Origin of the sequence: Flavivirga algicola (assembly GCF_012910715.1) — a bacterium.
Classification (GTDB): Bacteria; Bacteroidota; Bacteroidia; order Flavobacteriales; family Flavobacteriaceae; genus Flavivirga; species Flavivirga algicola.
The window spans coordinates 97,462-118,292 of record NZ_JABBHF010000004.1 but is presented as its reverse complement, the minus strand read 5'-3'; the positions used below and the strand labels follow the sequence as shown (position 1 = coordinate 118,292).

General features: G+C 33.9%; 16 protein-coding genes. 7 read left to right on the top strand and 9 right to left on the bottom strand.

The window, feature by feature from the left end; genetic code table 11:
- Positions 1-92 precede the first annotated feature (92 nt).
- The 5 genes from rimK (at position 93) to HHX25_RS08025 (ending at position 4,859) form a co-directional block, all read left to right on the top strand.
- Complete coding sequence (rimK, locus tag HHX25_RS08045; RefSeq protein ID WP_169671983.1) at positions 93-971, top strand: 30S ribosomal protein S6--L-glutamate ligase; 879 nt, start codon at positions 93-95, stop codon at positions 969-971.
- 9 nt (positions 972-980) lie between these two features.
- Complete coding sequence (locus HHX25_RS08040) at positions 981-1,949, top strand: succinylglutamate desuccinylase/aspartoacylase family protein (protein ID WP_169671981.1); 969 nt, start codon at positions 981-983, stop codon at positions 1,947-1,949.
- A 375-nt stretch (positions 1,950-2,324) separates the two neighbouring features.
- Positions 2,325-3,767: a PAS domain-containing sensor histidine kinase gene (locus HHX25_RS08035; RefSeq protein WP_169671979.1), complete on the top strand. Its 1,443-nt coding sequence runs from the start codon at positions 2,325-2,327 to the stop codon at positions 3,765-3,767.
- Positions 3,768-3,769: 2 nt separating this feature from the next.
- Positions 3,770-4,183 carry a response regulator gene (locus HHX25_RS08030; RefSeq protein WP_169671977.1) on the top strand — a complete coding sequence of 138 codons (414 nt, stop codon included), beginning with the start codon at positions 3,770-3,772 and terminating at the stop codon, positions 4,181-4,183.
- Positions 4,184-4,295: 112 nt separating this feature from the next.
- Complete coding sequence (locus HHX25_RS08025; protein WP_169671975.1) at positions 4,296-4,859, top strand: 5-formyltetrahydrofolate cyclo-ligase; 564 nt, start codon at positions 4,296-4,298, stop codon at positions 4,857-4,859.
- Here HHX25_RS08025 and HHX25_RS08020 read toward each other — a convergent pair.
- The 9 genes from HHX25_RS08020 to panC all read right to left on the bottom strand — a co-directional run bounded on the left by HHX25_RS08020 (position 4,856) and on the right by panC (position 18,058).
- Positions 4,856-5,494 carry a lipoprotein signal peptidase gene (locus tag HHX25_RS08020; protein ID WP_169671974.1) on the bottom strand — a complete coding sequence of 213 codons (639 nt, stop codon included), beginning with the start codon at positions 5,492-5,494 and terminating at the stop codon, positions 4,856-4,858. The two genes, HHX25_RS08025 and HHX25_RS08020, sit on opposite strands and share 4 nt — an antisense overlap.
- Positions 5,495-5,558: 64 nt before the next feature.
- The gene (locus tag HHX25_RS08015) at positions 5,559-5,939 is read right to left on the bottom strand and encodes a TraR/DksA family transcriptional regulator (RefSeq protein ID WP_169671972.1); all 381 of its coding nucleotides are present in this window, start codon (positions 5,937-5,939) and stop codon (positions 5,559-5,561) included.
- A 4-nt stretch (positions 5,940-5,943) separates the two neighbouring features.
- On the bottom strand, positions 5,944-9,369 hold the full coding sequence (ileS, locus tag HHX25_RS08010) for an isoleucine--tRNA ligase (protein ID WP_169671970.1): 3,426 nt from the start codon (positions 9,367-9,369) through the stop codon (positions 5,944-5,946).
- A 238-nt stretch (positions 9,370-9,607) separates the two neighbouring features.
- Positions 9,608-12,910 (bottom strand): LamG domain-containing protein, encoded by a 3,303-nt coding sequence (locus tag HHX25_RS08005; protein ID WP_169671968.1) that lies wholly within the window; start codon positions 12,908-12,910, stop codon positions 9,608-9,610.
- Positions 12,911-13,270: 360 nt separating this feature from the next.
- The gene (radA, locus tag HHX25_RS08000) at positions 13,271-14,629 is read right to left on the bottom strand and encodes a DNA repair protein RadA (RefSeq protein ID WP_169671966.1); all 1,359 of its coding nucleotides are present in this window, start codon (positions 14,627-14,629) and stop codon (positions 13,271-13,273) included.
- Positions 14,629-15,777 carry an alpha/beta hydrolase gene (locus HHX25_RS07995; RefSeq protein WP_169671964.1) on the bottom strand — a complete coding sequence of 383 codons (1,149 nt, stop codon included), beginning with the start codon at positions 15,775-15,777 and terminating at the stop codon, positions 14,629-14,631. Before HHX25_RS07995 ends, radA begins: the two co-directional genes overlap by 1 nt.
- Before the next feature lie 91 nt (positions 15,778-15,868).
- Complete coding sequence (locus tag HHX25_RS07990) at positions 15,869-16,804, bottom strand: lysylphosphatidylglycerol synthase transmembrane domain-containing protein (RefSeq protein WP_240964391.1); 936 nt, start codon at positions 16,802-16,804, stop codon at positions 15,869-15,871.
- 38 nt (positions 16,805-16,842) lie between these two features.
- Positions 16,843-17,193 (bottom strand): aspartate 1-decarboxylase, encoded by a 351-nt coding sequence (panD, locus tag HHX25_RS07985; protein WP_169671960.1) that lies wholly within the window; start codon positions 17,191-17,193, stop codon positions 16,843-16,845.
- Between the two features lie 13 nt (positions 17,194-17,206).
- Positions 17,207-18,058 (bottom strand): pantoate--beta-alanine ligase, encoded by an 852-nt coding sequence (gene panC / locus HHX25_RS07980; protein WP_169671958.1) that lies wholly within the window; start codon positions 18,056-18,058, stop codon positions 17,207-17,209.
- Between the two features lie 197 nt (positions 18,059-18,255).
- Here panC and HHX25_RS07975 point away from each other — a divergent pair, with 197 nt between their 5' ends.
- The gene (locus tag HHX25_RS07975; protein ID WP_169671956.1) at positions 18,256-19,065 is read left to right on the top strand and encodes a glycogen/starch synthase; all 810 of its coding nucleotides are present in this window, start codon (positions 18,256-18,258) and stop codon (positions 19,063-19,065) included.
- 21 nt (positions 19,066-19,086) lie between these two features.
- Positions 19,087-20,757 carry a DUF4270 domain-containing protein gene (locus HHX25_RS07970; protein WP_169671955.1) on the top strand — a complete coding sequence of 557 codons (1,671 nt, stop codon included), beginning with the start codon at positions 19,087-19,089 and terminating at the stop codon, positions 20,755-20,757.
- The last annotated feature ends 74 nt before the right edge of the window (positions 20,758-20,831 follow it).

Here is a 20,831-nt window from a genome sequence, read left to right as displayed (position 1 = left end):
TAATTCAAAGGTATATTAAATTCTAGATAATGTAAAAATTCGTTTGCCTTTTTTAGTATATTGCAATACTATACTGGGTTAAACCATATTTAATGAATATCGTTATTCTATCTCGAAATCCTAATTTGTATTCTACTGACCGTCTTGCTACAGAAGGTGAAAAACGAGGACATATTATGGAGATAATAGATCCTTTAAAATGCGATCTTATTATTGAAAAAGAAAAGCCGACCATTTATTACAAAGATCGTTATTTGGATTATGTAGACGCTATTATTCCTCGAATTGGCGCATCTGCAACTTTTTACGGCTGTGCTGTTGTTAGGCAGTTTGAAATGATGAATGTTTTTACCTCGGCTACATCGGATGCTATTATTAGATCAAGAGACAAATTAAGAAGTTTCCAAAGGCTTTCTAAAGCTGGAATTGGTATGCCCAAGACCGTTTTTACTAATTACTCCAGAGATGTTGAAAAAGTTATAGACCATGTAGGAGGCACTCCAGTAATTATTAAACTTCTTGAAGGAACCCAAGGACTAGGTGTCGTATTGGCTGAGACCAAAAATGCTGCCGAATCTGTTTTAGAAGCTTTTAACGGTTTACAGGCAAGAGCCCTGGTACAAGAGTATATATCTGAAGCCAAAGGTGCCGATTTAAGAGCTTTAGTTGTAGACGGACAAGTCATTGGCGCTATAAAAAGACAAGGGAAAGAAGGCGAATTTCGCTCCAACTTACATAGAGGTGGTACCGCTGAAGTTATAAAACTTAATGAAGCAGAATTAAAAGTTGCCATGAAAGCATCAAGAGCCCTAAAGCTTCCCGTTTGTGGTGTAGATATGCTACAATCTATAAGAGGTCCTTTACTTTTAGAAGTGAATTCTACTCCTGGCTTAGAAGGAATAGAAACAGGTACAGGCAAAAATATAGCCAAAAGTATCATTACTTACATAGAAAGAAATAGACATAGTTAAACTAAATTAATGGCTGATACTAAAAAAGACACATTAAACATTCTTGGTGTAACTATAAAACCTGGAGAAAGTATTGAGGCGAATTTCGATGTTGCCAATTTACACACATCTACGCCAGTAAATGTTCCAGTAATCATTGAACGCTCAAAAAAATCTGGTCCAGTCGTGCTGTTTACTGCAGGTATTCATGGAGATGAAGTTAATGGTGTCGAGATTGTTAGACAACTTATCGCTAAAGGTATAAATAAGCCAAAACTTGGTACTATTATATGCATGCCTGTCATCAATATTTTTGGTTTTATAAATTTAAAAAGGGAATTTCCTGACGGTCGTGACTTAAATCGGGTGTTCCCTGGAAGCCCAAACGGTTCTTTAGCCAGCAGAGTCGCACACAAACTTATACATGATATTGTACCGCACGTAGATTATATTATGGATTTTCATACAGGAGGTTCTGGCAGATTTAATGCACCACAAATCCGCATTGTTGAAAATGAAGGACACCTTAATAAACTAGCTAAGATCTTTGGAGCCCCTTTTGTATTATATTCTAAAAATTTAACGAAGTCCTTTAGACATACCTGTACTAAGTTAAAAAAGCCCATGCTTCTTTTTGAAGGCGGGAAGTCCTTGCATATAGACGACTTAATAACCAATACCGGAGTTAATGGTGCCAAACGTGTTTTAAATCATTTAGGGATGTTAAGCTCTAAATTTAAAGTTTCAACGCCTAAAAAAGATTGTATTCTAATAAATCAAAGCAAGTGGAAGCGCGCTAAGTATTCTGGCATGTTTAAGGCATCTGTAAAAATAAGCTCTAAAGTACAAAAAGGTGATATTTTAGGTAATATTACAGACCCATATGGTAAGTTTAATTACTTTGTAAAAGCAGACAATTCAGGATATATAATCAATGTAAATGAAGCACCAATTGTTTATCAAGGGGATGCCCTTTTTCATATTTCGACAAAACTTTAAAGCTGATATGATATCCTGCTTTTTAATCCAGTAATAAAGAATTTCTTGAAATGCACTATTCTCAAGGCAGAGCCATAGAGATATTTCACTCGTTTCATTTTGACCTTTTTGGTCAAAAATCAAAATTCTGTTATTTAGATTCCCGTTTTCACGGGAACGACAATTTCAATGGAAACCCCGTGGCAGAGCCTCTGAGAATTATTTTCGATTAAAACCTATTTATTTGTTAAAAAAACTGAATTCAAAACTATTTTTAGAAAGAAAAAGCTTACTAATAAATAATTTTTATAGATTAAAGGCATTTTTTATCGTTTATTTGTTAAATTAATGTTATGTTTACGTCACAAAAGAATTAACATTCATCTCTCTAACACCATGGTTCAAGTCAAAGTCCCCCCGAAGCCAATTGATAGTAATATTGGATATTTGGAATTGAAGAACGACGATATTTATTGCTCTAAAGCTTTTTTATCTCACGTTGGGAAACTTACCAAAGATAAAAAAATCAGTTTAGATTTCTTTATCAATAATCTTGTCCACAAAGACGATAGTAATCAGTTTAGAAACAACTACTTTAGTTACATCAAGAATAACTTACCCTTTAGACAAAGCATGTTAATCCTTTGTAAAAAAGGCAAATACGAAGAATTTGTTTGCACGACCAACCAAAATAATATCCACCTCAATAATGCGACAACAAAGTTTCTCTTTTTTAATAAACGTAAGTTCAAGACCAATAAAAGGGTAAAAAAACATAAATTTTATTATAAAGAGGCAGCTGAAATGACATCAACAGGTAGTTGGTACGTAGATTTTATTAAACGTAAAAGTTATTGGGATCAACAAACCAGAAGAATTTTAGAATACCCTGAAGATTACAAACCCTCTTTACGCAAAGCAAGTTCGTATTATCCAAAAAAAGATTACGAATTGGCTAAAAAACTGTTTTATAGATGCTCCACTAATGGTGAATCATTTAACACAGAAATAAAAATGTTAACTAAAAATAATCGTGAATTTTGGGTTAGGGCCAAAGGAAAACCTGTATTTAATGACCAAAAAAAAATTATTGGAATACGTGGTATTTTTCAAGATATTGACGCGACTAAAGCAAAAGAATTGAACTTGCAAAGGACATCAGATATTATTGCCTCACAAAACAAAAGGCTATTTAATTTCGCTTATATAGTTTCTCATAATTTAAGATCCCATACTAGCAATTTATCGCTAGTTATGGAATTGATAAATGCGACAAAATCTAAAGAAGAAAAATTAGAGCTAATCGACAGCATAAAAGATATTACCTCAAGCTTAAATGACACCATAGAACATTTAAATGAAGTCGTTACCATTCAAACTATTACAAATAAAAGCAAATCTCCTGTACAATTTAGTGAGTCATTACGGCATGTAAAAACATCTATAGGCCAGATAATTGCAAAAAGCAGAGCAACTATAATCTCAGATTTCACAAAGGTTGATACAATCAATTACATTCCTGCCTATCTTGAAAGTATTCTATTAAACTTAATAACGAATTCCATTAAATATAAACATCCAGAACGTGACCCCATAATAAAGATTGTGTCTTATTTGGAAGACAACAAAACTGTTCTAGAGGTCACCGATAATGGTATTGGAATTGATTTGGAAAAATTTGGAGATAAACTTTTTGGAATGTATAAAACGTTTCATTACAATAAAGATGCTGTTGGGATTGGCTTATTTATAACAAAAAATCAAATTGAAGCATTAAATGGTCAAATAAATGCTTTTAGTGAGGTAGAAAAATTCACTACTTTTAAAATCACTTTTTGAACATGAAAAATAAATTAATAGAACTGGCTTGTATTATAGATGACGATGACATCTACATAAATTTAATAAGACGTATTATTGAAACCAAAAAACTTTGTGAGAACCTTATAGTTTTTAAAAACGGAAAACAAAGTTTAGATTATTTTGAATCACTGCTTCAAAATTCGAATGAAGACAAAGTTCCAGATATTATTCTCATCGACCTAAATATGCCAATTATGGATGGTTGGGAGTTTATTGAACAGTTTACAAAAATTAAAAACAGATTTAATAAATTAATTACACTTTATATTGTAAGTTCTTCTATAAATCCAGTAGATATTGATCGTGCAAAATCTTTAAACACTATTAAGGACTATCTTGTAAAACCTATTGTTATTAATCAATTAGAGACTATTTTCGATATAAGTGCTTAACAACAAATAAATATTTAACCAACCTTTATAATTCTTTTACATATCAAAACATTTTAACCGTCTTTTGCTTTTCTTTGTTCTTAAATAGAACCAAAAAGCCTGAAGATTAGCCATGATAAAATCTGAATTACGAAATAAGTACAAAACACTTCGAAATGACCTATCACCTTCTCAAGTTAACGATTTAAGTGTTTCTATAGCTAATCAAGTATTAAAACTACCTATCTGGGGATATACTTTTTACCATCTGTTTCTTTCGATTGAAGAACAAAAAGAAGTCAACACAGATTATATTCTCAATATTTTATCTGGAAAAGATAAAAATGTTGTCATTTCTAAAAGCGATTTTAAAACAGGACTTATGGCACATTTTCTTTTAACCGATAGTATAAAAATTAAAAAAAGCAGCTATAATATTCCTGAGCCTATAGATGGTATTGAAATCACGAATAATAAAATCGATGTTGTTTTTGTACCTCTTTTAGGGTTTGACAAAACAGGGAACAGGGTTGGTTATGGCAAAGGGTTTTATGATCGCTTCTTATCAGATTGCAAGCCAGAAACTATTAAAATTGGCCTGTCTTTTTTTGAAGCTGAGGATAGCATTACTGATGTTTATGAAAATGATGTGAAACTAGACTTTTGTGCAACACCAAAAACAATTTACACCTTTTAATTATTGGTATCTTCTTTCTTCGTTGGAAATGCTTTTTTATAAAAAACAATAAGCATGATAAAACCAGCACTTATTGCTACATCTGCAACATTAAAAACGGGTTCAAAAAACGTAAAAAATTCACCCCCATAAAAAGGAACCCAATCAGGTAAATAATCATTATACAAAGGTAAATACAGCATATCTACAACCTTACCGTGTAATAAGGCATCGTAACCTCCTGCCTCTGGTAAAAATGTGGCCACTTGATTGCGGCTACTATCAAACAAGACACCATAAAAAACAGAATCTATAATATTACCTAAAGCACCAGCAAATATTAAAGCGATAGCTATTATTAATACTCTAGGGTTTTTGTTTTTTATAGCATTATACAACCAGTAGCCAATAGCAAAAATAGCAGTAACCCTAAACAGGGTTAATATTACTTTAGCTGTTCTATCTGATATAAATGAGGTAAAATCGCTAATTTTTGTACCCCAAGCCATCCCATCATTTTCAATAAAAAATATTTTAAACCAACCAAACACCTCAACACTATCCTGAAGCTTAAAATGGGTTTTTATATATATTTTACTTATTTGGTCAACAAGTAAAATTAGGATAATGAGGATGATAGATTTTTTCAGGGACATAATTTTTTTAAACAAAAAACGTCTCACTTTTTAGTCAAGACGTTTCGAAATATATTATTTTTTGTTATTGCATGTTTTTAGCTTCAATACTCAAGGTCGCATGAGGCACTAATTTTAAACGCTCTTTATTAATTAGCTTTTTTGTAACACGACAAATACCGTATGTCTTATTTTCTATTCTAATCAACGCATTTTTTAGATCTCGAATAAACTTTTCTTGCCGTATTGCCAATTGAGAATTAGATTCTTTACTCATCACAGCACTGCCTTCATCAAATGCTTTAAATGTAGGTGATGTGTCTTCGGTCCCATTGTTATGATCATTCATATAGGCACTTTTTATAAGCTCTAAATCATGTTGTGCTTTTTCTATTTTCTCTGTAATTAACTCTTTAAACTCAGCTAAATCCTTATCAGAATATCTTACGTTTGCGTCTGTACTCATAATTTTAATGTTTTTGTATAAACAATTTGGTATTTACATCATCAAAAGCAATCTCTATACCATTATCTAATCTATCAATAATTTCAAGTTCGTTGGTTAAAGTTTCTGTTTTTATGTAAGCCATGTTCGCATTAACAGCATTAACAACATGTTCATCTTTTTGAAGCGTCACATCAATTCTATCTGTTACTTCAAATCCTGAATCTTTACGGAGATTTTGTATTCTATTAATAAGTTCTCTAGCGATACCTTCCTTTCGTAAATCATCAGATATTGTAACATCTAAAGCCACTGTCAACGATCCTTCGTTTGCAACCAACCAACCTTCAATATCTTGAGATGTAATCTCTACATCTTCAAGCCCTAAAGTAATATTTTTTCCATTAATTTCAACATCTAAAACACCATTTTGTTCAATTTTTTTGATATCATCAGAATTAAACGCTTTAATAGCATTGGCAATTAGTTTCATTTCTTTACCAAAACGGGGACCAAGTGCCTTAAAATTGGGCTTTATTTGCTTAACCAATATATCTGAAGCCTCTTCTAAAAGCTCAACAGTCTTAACATTAACTTCATGTTTTATTAACTCTGAAACAGCTAATATCTCTTCTTTTTGCAGCTCATTATCAACAGGAATCATTATTTTTTGCAGCGGCTGACGTACTTTTATTTTTTCCTTAGCCCTTAACGATAAAACTAACGATGATATTGTTTGGGCGCTTTCCATTTTTCGCTCCAAACTTTTATCCACAAGTGCTTCATTATATTCTGGAAAGTTAGCTAAATGGACACTCTCAAATGCTTCTTTCTGGGTAACCGAATTTAAATCCAAATACAGTTTATCCATAAAAAAGGGTGCGATTGGCGCTCCTAATTTAGCAATAGTGACCATACATGTATAAAGCGTTTGATATGCAGAAATTTTATCCTGCTCGTAATTACCTTTCCAAAAACGCCTTCTACTTAAACGAACAAACCAGTTACTTAAATAATCTTGTGTAAAATCTGAAATAACTCTTGCCGCTTTGGTAGGTTCATAATCTGCATAAAAAGCATCTACTTTCTTTATTAATGTATGCAATTCAGACAAAATCCAACGATCTATTTCTGGTCGCTCTTCTATGGTTATGTCTGCTTCCGAATAGCTAAATTTATCTAGATTGGCATACAAAGAAAAGAACGAATATGTATTATAAAGCGTTCCAAAAAACTTACGCTTTACTTCTTCAACACCTTCTATATCGAACTTTAAGTTATCCCAAGGGTTTGCATTGCTAATCATGTACCAACGTGTTGCATCGGCGCCATAATTACCCAAAGTTTCAAACGGATCGACTGCGTTTCCTAAACGCTTAGACATTTTCTGCCCGTTTTTATCTAATACCAATCCATTAGACACCACATTTTTATAAGCCACAGAATCGAAAACCATGGTTCCAATAGCGTGTAACGTATAGAACCAACCACGTGTTTGGTCAACTCCTTCTGCAATAAAATCGGCTGGATATGTTGTTCCTTTATCAATTAAATCGGCATTTTCAAATGGATAATGCCATTGCGCGTAAGGCATCGATCCAGAATCGAACCACACATCTATTAAATCGCTTTCGCGGAACATTTTTTGACCAGATGGCGACACCAACACAATCTCATCTACAATATTTTTATGAAGATCTATCTTCGCATAATTTTCCTCTGAGTTGTTTCCAACCTCAAAATCTTCAAAAATATCTTTTGCTAAAACGCCTGCCGAAACAGCTTTTTCCATTTCAGATTTTAATTCTTCAACAGATCCAATACAAATTTCTTCTTTACCATCTTCGGTTCTCCAAATAGGTAGTGGAATTCCCCAATACCTTGAACGAGATAGGTTCCAATCGTTAGCATTGGCTAGCCAATTTCCAAATCGCCCGTCTCCAGTACTTTTTGGTTTCCAGTTAATCGTATTGTTAAGTTCATGCATACGATCTTTAATGTTAGTCACCTTAATAAACCAGGAATCCAGTGGATAATATAGAATTGGCTTATCGGTTCTCCAACAATTTGGATAGCTATGCTTATATTTTTCAACCTTAAAGGCCTTATTTTCTTCTTTTAATTTGATGGCAATCTCAACATCTACAGAACGCTCAGGCGCTTCTCCATCATTGTAATATTCATTCTTTACGTATTTCCCAGCATGCTCTCCCATTTCTGGTCTAAATCGCCCTTGTAAATCTACAAGCGGTACCAAATTACCGTTTTCATCTTTTACCAACATAGGAGGCACTTCTGGTTTTGCTTGTTTTGCAACCAAAGCATCATCTGCTCCAAAAGTAGGTGCTGTATGCACAATTCCTGTACCGTCTTCGGTCGTTACGAAATCTCCAGAAATAACTCTAAATGCATTTTCTGGATTGTTATTTGGCAATGCATACGGTAATAATTGCTCATAAGTAATTCCGACTAAATCTTTACCAATAAACTCTTTAACAATATAAAAAGGAATCTTTCCTGCCTTGCCAGCAGGCGGATTGCCTCCCGATTTATAGTTTAATAATTCCGATTTATCTTCTACTTGATTGAATTTACCAGAAAACTGATAGTTTACTAATTTCTTAGCTAAGACAACATTAATAGGCTCAAATGTATATTGATTATAAGTTTTAACTAAAACATAATCAATTTTCGGTCCAACGGTCAATGCCGTATTACTCGGCAAGGTCCATGGTGTGGTCGTCCAGGCCATTAAATAAATATCGCCTTCTTTTTGTAAAAAGTCTGGTAACGACTCTGTTTTAGCTTTAAACTGGGCAACTATAGTTGTATCGGTAACATCTTGGTAAGTTCCTGGTTGGTTTAACTCATGCGAGCTTAAACCTGTTCCTGCTTTTGGCGAATATGGTTGGATGGTATAACCTTTGTAAAGCAAGGATTTGTTATAAATCTGCTTTAACAGCCACCAAACACTTTCCATATATTTAGGGTCGTAAGTAATATATGGGTCGTCCATATCTACCCAGTACCCCATCTTTTGTGTCAGGTCATTCCATACATCTGTGTAACGCATCACGGCCTTGCGACATGCTGCATTATAATCTTCTACCGAAATGGTTTTACCTATATCTTCTTTAGTAATGCCCAATTCTTTTTCTACGCCCAATTCAATAGGCAATCCATGAGTATCCCAACCTGCTTTACGTTTTACTTGGTAACCTTTCATGGTTTTATAACGCGGAAAAATATCTTTAATAGCACGTGCTAAAACATGGTGTACTCCAGGAAGCCCATTTGCCGATGGCGGACCTTCATAAAACACATATGATTCTTTACCTTCTCTGGTAGAAATGCTTTTTTCAAAAATGTTGTTTTCTTGCCAATATTGCAGGATCTCATTCGCTACATTTGGCAAGTCAAGTCCTTTATATTCAGGAAATTTAGTACTCATTTACGCTCTATTCTTATAAGGATGCGAATTTAAGGAATTTTAGGAAAAATAGAAGATTAAATTACAGAGAAATCGTTAATTATATCAAAGTATTAACCTTTAATTAAAAGAAGCTATCTCAAAAGTATTAGAAACTAAAAGTTATCGACTTTAACTTATACTAAGCACAGCCATAGTGTTCGAACAGACACCTTAGTACTTTTGAAATAGCTCCTCGATAATTATTATAAAAACTAAATTAATTAAAAACAATTTTTTTGGTAAGCACCTCGTTCGCCTCTGTTCTTAGACAGACCACGTAGGCACCTGTTGATATATTACTAAACTTAAAGCCATTCTCCAGGATTTCTGTCGATATGTTGTCAACCTCTAAAACGGTTTCTCCTCTCATACTAATTAAAGCCATTTTTTTAACGCCACTATTTAGCTTCTTGGCAAACAACGTATTGGTTTTATTCTGATAATAAATATAATTTTCTGTAAATGCAGCTTCTTCCAAACTCAAGGTTTTTGATTCATTTTGGAACACGATTTCAAACCTATTATTGAACTTACCCTGTTCTGAGCTAAAGCTATATACCTCATTGGTTGTAAGCTCGAAGTAACCTCCTGTTAGATGATCTCTTAGATAGACTTTTTGATTCTCATCCAGATTTTCTGTCTCGGTAATCCTTATTTCAAATGAATTATTCCCTGATGATTTAAAATTTAGGGGCACTACCTTATTGACAGTAATAGGACCGTATGCCTGTATGTTCATATTCTTGCTTTCCAAATTCAGGTTCAGGTCGTTGTTGTTAGACTCGTTACATTCTGCATCGTATCCGTAATCAAACCCGTCAGTAGTCGTTTCGCTAAAGCCCATGAGCAGTTCCCTTCTCGTTTCTGGCCCTGAGGTCGCATTGAACTCCAAACGGATTTTCTGCATAGCTCCAGTCTGATTACCTGATTTCGCAGTGCTGCTACCTTTTTTATATTTTGTATCACTCGATTTAAAGAATGTAGATCCAGTGCTGTAAGTGCCATCCGCATCGGATTCTTTTATGAATACCCTCTGACTATTATTAAACTCTACCGTTCCATCTGCTATAATCTCCGTAATAAACCCTTGCCCTACTGGAAGGTATCTTGATGGTGTCTTCGTTCCATCCTGAGAACCGTTATGAGCACCATAAAAACCTACAAATTGATAAGCTCTTACCGAGCCTAGTTTATTAACCTGCGCATACCCAGCTTGATATTCATCAAGGTAATGAGAATCGCCTGCCCATTGTTGCCACAACTGCAAAGTGCCATCTATAACACCTACATTGTCATCAATAAACTTATGAATGTCCAAAGCCGACGGGTATGGATTCCCCAACAGATATTCTGTTTTTGATACTGAGGCCACCGATCCTGCCCCGCCTACATCAGTAACATTCACTAATATGGTTCCATTATTTGGTTTTCCTTCAAAAATATATTGCTGTTCTACACCAGCATTACCTGTTCCTTTTTGCGTGTAACCAACACCTACTTCTAATGGTGTACTTGGCGAAAGTGCTGCCCAGTCCCAATAAGTGAGCCCATTCTTAAAGGTATATAACCAATAGGTACTAATTTTTCCCGCTTCGTCATATGCCGAAGTAAACGACATCGCGATTCCCGATTCATCTTTTATCGTATTCAAGCTAAATGGGGTATTATTAGCATTATTGATAGCGGCATTGTTATCTGTTAAACTTGTAGCACCCACTGCACCTACTGGCGACGACCAATAATTATAACGATAGACATTGGATGCACCTTCCTGACGTCTTAAAATTTTTCCCGTTGCAGAGGTTACCAGGTCACTGTTTTCCGTCTGTATTAACTGACAATCATCTTCTAAGTTCAATATACCGTTCAACTCTAAGTACCAGGAGTTAAATACTCCACTATCATTACTTACTTCTAATGTACTTGCGCTATCAATGATTAAACCAACTGTTGATATATCGGTGTTTAGTTGGATATTTCCTTGTATCTGTATAATAGCGCTTTCAGAAGGTATTGCACTTACATCCCATACATCCCCATGGACCCAATTGTTGGAATCAGTCCAGTTTCCACTACAAAACGAGGTAGTAACATAAGGTAAAGGAGCTGTATATTCTTGATAGGTTCTCATATTATTTAAATGCCCATCAACATTTGAGTTAGAAGAATCTGGGGTATAACCTGTTTCAATTACTCCCATTTTATAGTAAAGCTCCAAATCACTCCACAATAACCCTTCAATATCTTTTGGTATAATAGTCCCTCTTACGTTACCCAAATTGTTTTCAATCTCTTGATTTACCTGCCTCTGTAATTGACTAACTGTCAAAGATTTATTATATACCCTACACTCATAAATTGAACCTTCAAAATAATTATTGTTCAGCTCAGTGTTTCTTCCAATTTCAAAATCATGATCCGAATTCCATTCAGCTTCATTGTTAAGAGTTGTTCCTATAATGGATACATCGGAATAATTCCAAATAGATTCTCCATTTAAATCTAGGGTTATATCTCCTGTGTTCCCATTATATTTTAAAGAAACATGGTACCATAAATTATCCGATAATGTTGCTAGAGAGAGATCTGGTGTGCTTATACTTAATCCAGAGTCAGTTCTAACAAACCCTTTCAAGTTTTTATTTGAATCTACATAAAGTCTAAAATTACGTTGCCCTATGATTTCACCTCCATCAGAACCAGCATCTAGTTTTATCCATGACATCATTGTTACTTCTGATTTACCTCCTAAAAATGCAGCTCTGTCTATATAATCGTTTACACCATCAAAATCTAGAGTTTGGGGGATACAAAAACTAAAATTACCGAGCCCAGAGCCATGCATAACATTAGGGGAGCATGAAGAACAATTTTGCCATAAAAAAGTAACGCTTTCAATATAATCTTCATCTAAGAAATTAACCCCAACAATAGCATTTGTTCCACTGGTGGATGAAGCATTCGCATCTACCACTCCTGTTGAATTATTTATAGTATACGATGGAGTTGGCGAACTGGTAAATGTCGGAAAAAGGGTGTCTCCATTAGTAGTAGTCGCAGTAATCGTGTACATATCTCCATTGGTTCCATTAGAATTTACATGAGATAAATCAAAAGATAAAGCATATATAGGAGTACTAAACGTTATTGTACAGGTTATACCTGTTGAAGAAAAGCCATTAGTAACAAGGTCTAGATTCTCTAAACTAGAACCCGAAGCCGATGTCCCTACTTTTGGTGTTTGTGTTCCTCCCCAAACGCCCAGAGTGCCAGTTTCTCCTGTAAAAGTTACTGTGAAATCTATTCCAGAATTATCTACATTAATAAATGTATTAGATAAGACCCCAGCAGCCAACCAATTAAATTCGTTAGTCGCCGAAGGCGCTGAAGACCAGTCTAAAGTAAAATTTTCGCCGCATGCAGGAGAGGAATGGAGCTGCGCATAAGTAATGCCTTTTATTGCTAAAAAAAACAATACAAATAAATAAACTTGTCCTAGGTTAATAGTATATGTCTTCATAATTAATAGATTTGGGTAGATCTAAATTATTTTATATTCAAATAGTTACATATTTTTATCGTTAAAAAATCAAATTTTTCTTTCAACTACCATAAAATCGACGAAATGCATACCGTTTACGCACCTTCATTAGCACTATTGTTTGATTTTTTGTATTAAAATTATAATTTATTCTGAGGGAAGAATACTTCATTTGACCAAATCATTGATCAAAAACATTAATCTGACGACTTGGATCAAATACATCACAAAATTAATTCAAAAAATCGATAAAAACTAATAAAAATCAGACAAAATGCAAACATATATACGATAAAGCGTACATTTTGAGTTTTAGAAGGGGTGAAAAATTGCTAAAAATTAGATAAGCATATCAACCAAATCTTCAATTTTAGAAATGAGTTGGATTTTAATTACAGTACTTTTTAATGAAATCTTATTGTATTTAGACACAAAAATAGTAGAGAACCCAAGTTTTTCAGCTTCCAAAATACGTTGTTCTACACGCTGGACTGGACGAATTTCCCCAGACAGACCAACTTCGGCTGCAAAACAAAAATCCTTTGGCAATGCCATATCTTCATTTGATGATAAAATTGAAGCGACAACCGCCAAATCTATAGCAGGGTCGTCTACCGTTATACCCCCAGTAATATTTAAAAATACATCCTTAGCCCCTAATCGGAAACCAGCACGTTTTTCCAATACTGCCAATAGCATATTGAGTCGTTTGGCATTAAAACCAGTGGCACTACGCTGCGGCGTTCCATAAACTGCTGTGCTAACCAACGCTTGCACTTCTATCATCAATGGACGCATGCCCTCTAAAGTTGCTGCAATAGCATTTCCAGATAATTCCTCATCTTTCTTAGAGATTAAAATCTCTGATGGATTCGTAACTTCTCTGAGTCCAGACCCCTGCATTTCGTAAATACCCAACTCGTTAGTAGAGCCAAAGCGGTTTTTATTCGCTCTTAAAATTCTGAATATGTGATTACGATCTCCCTCAAATTGCAATACGGTGTCTACCATATGCTCCAAAATTTTGGGGCCAGCAATATGGCCATCTTTAGTGATATGACCAATCAATAAAACGGGCGTTGCCGTTTCTTTGGCAAACTTTATAAGTTCAGTGGTACACTCTTTTATCTGGGAAATACTCCCTGAAGAAGATTCAATGTAATCGCTATGAAGGGTTTGAATAGAATCGATTACAACAATATCTGGTTCTAAAGTTTCAATTTGTTTGAATATATTTTGTGTTTTGGTTTCCGTTAATATATAACAATTGTTATTATCAGGGTTAATGCGTTCTGCACGCATTTTTATTTGTTTCTGGCTTTCTTCCCCTGAAACATATAAGGTTTTATAGGGTAATTTTAATGAAATTTGAAGTAATAAAGTACTCTTACCGATGCCTGGCTCCCCTCCCAGCAATGTTAAAGACCCTGGCACTATGCCTCCTCCTAGCACACGATTAAACTCGCTATCGAATGTATTGAGCCTCGGTTCTTTGGAAACATCTATCTCTTGGATTCGTAAAGGAACCGATACTTTTTTTATAGTAGAAGTCGAAGACTTCCAATCGCTCTTCTCTGGTTTCTGGATAACTTCCTCAACAATCGTATTCCAAGCTTTACAGGCATTGCATTGTCCTTGCCATTTTGCATATTGGGTTCCACAGCTTTGACAAAAAAAAGTCGTTTTTACTTTTGCCATTAATATCCAAAATCTTCTTTAATTAAATCTATTTTCTCAATTAACAAATCCTTAGTTATCCCGGCGACTTCTTCGAGAGTATAAGCTGTTTCATAAGTACGCATAGCCTTTTTGGGTTCACCCATTTCTTCATAAAATCGCGCTAAATAGTAACCTCCTAAAAGTGTTTTTGGGTATTGGTCTCTTGCAATTTTACCTAATTCTTCATAGTATTCAAACTGCTCGGTTTTTTCAATAGCTGCTGAAATCGCTTTGAAATCATTAATTAGAATTCGCCTTTCAAGACCAAACAAACCGTTAATCGTTTTATATTTTTCAACCAAATAATCTACTGGAGATGTCTCCAATTCTAGTATAGTTTCTTTATATTCCCTTTTACTAATGGGTTGGAATACTTTAAAAATGTTTTCAATACCGTTTGGCAACGCATGCAAAGGCACCGAATAATGGGATGGGGTTTCAAAACTATTAAAGTTATAAACCAAGTTCTCATTTTCTATAGCAGAAATATCTTTGTTTAAAGTTTCTGTCATCTTCTTTATGGAACCTGGATCGTTTTTAGTATTTGCTAAATAATAGAATAATTTAGATTCCAACTTACTTAAACGTTCTGGTAGGTAATCCAACATTTTTGGAGCTAAATCCGGGCTAACAGCTATATAACCTTGAAATAAAGGCTGTGGTTTTAATAAAAAATAATTAATAAAATTGGCTGTTTCCCCATGACCTACAACCACTCTAAAATTAGTTGTTCTATAGGTCTTTTCTATATAAGGGATAAGCTCCATACCTATGAATTCGAAAAAATTGGCACCTGTATCTATAGGCAAAGAGTTTTGCTCAGAATACATGCAATCATCGAATCGTTTATCAACTTGATTAAGACCTACAACTATTGATTCTGGCATATCTTCCCAATAAGAATAATAATCAACATTTCCAACTACAGCTTCAAATAAATAGTCTCCGTCAAGAACAATAAACAGTGGGTAATTTTTGTCTTCGTTATTATTATAACCTCTTGGCAATTGTATTTTAATTTCTCTGGGTTCTCCTAATTTTGAGGACTCGATCGTTTCGTATTTAACCTGTGCTCCAGTAAAATAGATTGAGAACACAAACAGCAAAATGTAAAGTATTGGCTTCATTTTGAATAAATGATTTTGAAATTTGATATTGGCAAGGTAACAAATAATGTGAGAGTTTAAAAGCAAAGTTTTTGTAACCTTTACAAAAAATTTAAACTTTTGGTTTCGATTTTTTCCTATTGTAAATAGGCAAATAAATCAAGGAAATTCCGCCAAATATTATAATCATAAGTGTTTGAGATGCCCACATAATCCAACCAAAAGCACGACTTGGGTCTTCTGGAATATTAAATAACAAAAATGCCAGTACAATCGCCTCGGGGTAAGAGCCTATACCTCCGTTTGTTGCGGCTATACTAAAACTGGCTGCAATAAAACCGATCAAAATGGCTGCAAAAGGAATATCTTGTGTTTGTTCAAGAGCAAATGACGTTACGTAAAACATAAGCACATACATCCCCCAAATAAATAGCGTATGAAAAATAAATGCCCATTTCTTTTTCATTTTAAAAATACTAAGTGCTCCCTCTATTAATCCATTAATAAATGTTCTTATTTTTAGTGCTAATTTAGATTCACTTCTCTTTACAAATCTTAAAAAGAATATAATTAATACAATCCCTAAAACAAGGGCTATTATAATTTTAATAGGATCGAATTTTTCAATTAAAAATCCATATATAAAATCAAATTGAAGGCATAGTGTTACGGCAATTATGCTAAGCATGACAAGCATATCTGCAATACGCTCGGCGACAATCGTTCCAAAGCCCTTCTCAAAAGGCACACCTTCATAATTTGTAAGTATGGAGGCTCTGGCGACTTCACCTGCTCTTGGTATGGTATAATTTATTAAATAAGTAGCAAATACTGCCATGATGCTATTACCCAACCTAATATTATACCCCATAGGCTCCAATTGAAAACGCCAACGGTAAGCTCTGGACAAATGACTTAGAAGCCCTAAAAACATACCTAGTACAATCCATGTATAATCTGCTTTTTTAAAATATTTAACCAATTCTTCAATAGAAATTTGAGATAGCGAATACCAGACCAAAAAAACTCCCAATAATAATGGGAGCATAATCTTTAGCATTCTTTTTATCTTTTGGTTCAAAACCTCTATTTTAATAAGTTAGTTGCTTCATCTGGAAAAACCAATGACGGCTTAAAGGTTTTGGCTTCTTCAATATCCATAAAGGCATAGGTGATTAAAATTAAGGTATCACCAACCGAAACTTTTCTGGCTGCAGCTCCATTTAGTGTAATCTCACCACTTTTACGTGGCCCTGGAATACAATATGTTTCTAAACGTTCGCCATTATCGTTATTTACAATTTGAACTTTTTCACCTTGTATAATATTGGCAGCTTCCATTAAGTCTTCATCAATAGTGATACTCCCTATGTAATTGAGTTCTGCACCTGTGCATTTTACTCTATGAATTTTAGATTTTACTACTTGAATTTGCATATGGCAAAGATAATTAATTTAGTGCGATATTATCAATAAGTCTAATATCATCTGCATATACTGCGATAAACGCTCGATATAATTTTTTGTTCGATTTTCGCGTAACTGGTTTTAACGTTTCGGCATCGGCAATGATAAAATATTCTAATGCCAACAAATCATGTTCTGCAAACTGATTTTCAACCCATTCCAATACTTTACCAGCACTATTTGTGCCAAAGCGTTCTTTGGCAGTTGTTAAAGTTTTGTAAATAAAAGGCGCTGCTTTTTTATACGCTGGCTTTAATCGTGTATTGCGAGAACTCATTGCTAGCCCATTAGTTTCCCGATATATTTCACATCCAACTATATTAACTGGAATACGATATTTTTCCACTAGTTTTTTTATAATCTGTAGTTGTTGAAAATCTTTCTCCCCAAAATACGCGTTATGCGGCCTCACTATCTCAAAAAAACGTTTTACAATAGTACCAACCCCGTCAAAATGTCCATTTCGAAATTTACCTTCCATTTCAAACTCCAAACCATCAAAATCAAAACTTTGAGACACTGTTTTACCCTCATAAATATCATCAACAGTAGGCGCATAAACTATAATATGATCTTCACTAACCGTTTTTAACAAGCTTATATCACTATTAAGTGTTCTAGGATATTTTTCTAAATCCTCTTTATTATCAAATTGTGTAGGATTAACAAAAATACTAACAACAACTTTATCATTATCCTCTAATGCTTTTTTAACCAATTGCAAATGTCCTTCGTGCAAAGCACCCATTGTAGGAACTAACCCTATTGTTAGTTGTTTTGCTTTAAAAGCATCAACATTTGCTGTAATTTGCTGTTTTTCTGAATAAAATTCCACTTTTTAATAAAAAATTAACGCGTGCAAACTTAAGATTTTACAACCAATCTGCATAAAATTTTGTACTTTTGCGTGTTTTTTATTTTGAATTTTCAAAAAGCGAGACCCTCAAAAAAACAAGCTTTATAAAATTTCTCTTTAAAAAAAGACCATTAATTGCTGATATAAGACTTATAGAAGTCAACAAAAACAAACATATGAAAGATAAGAGGATATTGTACGTATCATCTGAAGTAGTTCCTTATTTACCAGAAACCGAAATTTCATCCATGTCCTTTGAAGCACCTAGATTGGTGAATCAACAAGGTGGGCAAATAAGGATATTTATGCCTCGCTATGGGAATATAAATGAACGTAGACACCAACTGCACGAAGTTATAAGGCTATCTGGTATAAACTTAGTGATAAATGATTTAGATATGCCTCTTATTATCAAAGTAGCATCTATTCCTAAGGAGCGCATACAGGTTTACTTTATTGATAATGATGAATACTTTAAAAGAAAAGCAACATTGACTGATGAAGATGGCAAATTATTTTCAGATAATGACGAGCGCGCTATTTTCTTTGCAAAAGGTGTTATTGAAACTGTTAAGAAATTAAATTGGTCTCCAGACGTTATTCATGTACATGGCTGGTTAGCATCATTATTGCCTCTATACTTAAAAGAATATTATAAAGATGAACCTTTATTTAACGAAAGCAAAATTGTTACTTCGATTTATGATCAAAGTTTTAACAATACTTTAAATAAAGATATGCTGAATAAAATTAAATTTGACAACATTAATGACGATGCTGTTAGTGTGCTTGAAGAACCAACATATAACAACTTGATGAAAGTTGCCGTTGATTACTCCGATGCCTTGATTGTGGGATCTGAAACTATCCCTGAAGATTTAAAATCCTATCTGGAAGCATCCAAGAAACCTGTTTTAGAATACAAAAATAAAGATGAATTTGGTGAAGCTTATACAACATTTTTTAATACAAGCGTTTTAAGTTAACCTATACTCATTCAATCTTATATGAAAAATACGATTAAAGCCCTTAAATTTTCTATTATTTTTCTAATAATTGCTTCGTCTTTCATCGCATGCGACAAAGAGTTTAGTGTTATTGAAAGTGATGTTTTAGGAAAAGGAAACGCAAACTTTGGTACAAATCAAATAGATATTCCTATAGCTGCGTATAACAAAAAACTTAATGCGCTTCAGGTTAATAATTTAAGTCATAATTTCCTTGGCTTTTTTGACGATCCTGAATTTGGACAAACCACTGCCAGTATGGTGACTCAAATAACTCCAACGGCATTTAGTCCTAATTTTGGTGAGAATCCAGTTATTGATTCGGTAATCTTAAGCATACCATATTTTAGCAAACCTATTGGTTTTGATGATGATGGTAATACTACATATTCTATTCTCGATTCTTTATATGGCGATGCCTCGAAAGAAATTAAGGTAACTATTTATCGTAACAATTATTTCTTAAGAAGTTTGAATCCAAACGAAACGAATAGTCCTCAAAACTATTTTTCAAATGCTGATAATAATACAACAGATAACTTAGCGCTTATCGAAAGTGGTTCCATAAACTTTGATGACCACAAAGGTGACATAGTAAAAGAGATTACATTTACCCCAAGTGCAGAGGCTATCAAAACAACCGTTGGGGAAGGCGAAGATGCTATAACCTCAAGATCTGCTCCTGCTTTTAGAGTGGAACTCGATATTGATTTTTGGAAATCTGCCATTATAGATCATGAAGGGGGGACTGAACTAAGCAATGCCAGTAACTTTAATAATTATTTCAGAGGACTTTACTTTAAAGCAGAAGCTGTAGGGGGAGAAGGCAATATGATTGCTTTAAATACACTTTCTCAAGAGGCCAATATAACTATATACTATACCAAAGGAGCAGATGATTCCAGATCACAATCGACATACGCTTTTAATTTTAGAGGCATTAGGCTTAACACCTTTATTAATGATTATCATGTAGCATTAGCAGATGGAGATGCTGATTTAGGAGATGAAACTCTTTATTTGAAAGGAGCAGAAGGCTCTATGACTATTGTTGATCTATTTGGTAACGAAGATGCAGACAACAATAATATTCCTGATGCTATGGAAAGTTTTATCGATGATTTTAGAATATCCGATCCAGATGACCCAAGTGGGTATCTAAAAGACAACACTACAGGAAATTTTGTACTTAAAAGACTTATTAATGAAGCCCAGTTAGTTGTTCACGAAAGTGATTTAGCTATCTCTACGGACGATTACCATAAATATGATAGGATATATGCTTATGATGTTAATAATAATATCCCTATTGTTGACTACCTTGATTTATTTGACCCAACTGGAAATGCAAATGACCCTTTCAATTCAAAAGTAGTTCATTTAAGCCAACGTAACCCTGATCAAAAGAAATATAAAATACGCCTCACCGAGCATTTAAATAATATTTTGCTAAGAGATTCCACCAACACAAAAATAGGTTTGGTATTATCGACCAATGTTAACTATACTGCTAGTGCTCAAATATTAAATAGTAATGATGATGTTATCGCTATTCCAGCTGCAGCTATTTTAACACCTAGAGGCACTATTCTATATGGAAGTAATGATAACGTTTCTAATGAAAAAAGAATGAAATTACAAGTGTTTTTTACAGATCCCCAAGATGACTAATACGCTCTAGTCAGTAGAAAGCACCTACTAAAATGAATTTCATCGTATAAACTATTGTCTTTGTGTAATAAATA